Here is a 535-nt window from a genome sequence, read left to right as displayed (position 1 = left end):
TCGCCTCCAGCGCCTATGTGTTCAGCGCTGGATACCGCCGAAGCGGTGGGTTGCCCCATTCGGAAACCCACGGATCAAAGCCTGCTCGCAGCTCCCCGTGGCTTTTCGCAGCGTGCTGCGTCCTTCATCGCCTCTCAGTGCCAAGGCATCCACCAGATGCCCTTATACTGCTTGATCGCTCGGCTACGACGCCGCGCGCAGGAGCAATCCCGCCGCGGACGCCAGTGAACTCTCTCGCTCGAGATGCTCGGCCGGACACTGTCCACAACGCCACCGGAACGAACCGATAGCGCCGCGGATGCCTTCCGGCCTCCTCGGTCACTTCACTTGCTTCCCTCTTCACGATGTCATGGACCCTGCGCGCTCCCGGCCGGGCGGAGCCCAGTGGGATTGTCGCGTTCAGCCGGTACCGGAGCTTGTGGGCTCCGGCAAGGATCGGCTGGAAGGGATGCGAGGACGACGGCGCCGGGGGAGGAGATCGAGCCCGGCGTCTTCCTTGAAAGGAGGTGATCCAGCCGCAGGTTCCCCTACGGCT

1 rRNA gene is annotated in these 535 nt (G+C 65.0%); it reads right to left on the bottom strand.

The window, feature by feature from the left end:
- Positions 1-177 (bottom strand): 23S ribosomal RNA (locus JUB13_RS31040); the annotation flags it as partial.
- Between the last annotated feature and the right edge of the window lie 358 nt (positions 178-535).

Source organism: Arenibaculum pallidiluteum (genome assembly GCF_017355985.1).
GTDB classification, from domain to species: Bacteria; Pseudomonadota; Alphaproteobacteria; order Azospirillales; family Azospirillaceae; genus Arenibaculum; species Arenibaculum pallidiluteum.
This window is presented reverse-complemented; position numbering and strand designations above follow the sequence as displayed.